This window comes from Christiangramia aquimixticola (assembly GCF_048285835.1).
Taxonomy (GTDB): Bacteria; Bacteroidota; Bacteroidia; order Flavobacteriales; family Flavobacteriaceae; genus Christiangramia; species Christiangramia aquimixticola.
Genome location: NZ_JBLVTL010000219.1, coordinates 1 through 299 on the forward strand (window position 1 = coordinate 1; position 299 = coordinate 299).

The window sequence follows — 299 nt, forward strand, 5'->3', positions numbered from 1 at the left end:
TGAAGATCAAAAACTGATCTGTGGTATGATTGAAAAGGAGTTTAGCAAAATTTATTAAAGTGTTCTACAGCAATGTCGGCAAACGAATCCTAGACTTAGGATTGGCAATCCTGATGTTCCTTGTTTTTTTACCTGTATTTTTAATTTTGACGTTGATGATCAGCTTTAACTTTTGGGGGAATCCTTTTTTCCTCCAGGAAAGACCGGGAAAGCACGGTCGTATTTTTAGAATTCTCAAATTCAAAACGATGGCAGATCTTTTTGATTCAAAAGGCATCCCCCTTGTGGATGGGGAGCGG

1 protein-coding gene is annotated in these 299 nt (G+C 38.5%); it reads left to right on the forward strand.

Annotated elements, in window-relative coordinates; genetic code table 11:
- Nucleotides 1-59: 59 nt before the first annotated feature.
- On the forward strand, nucleotides 60-299 hold a 240-nt coding region (locus ACNKXV_RS14210), incomplete at its 3' end, for a sugar transferase (RefSeq protein ID WP_417908365.1).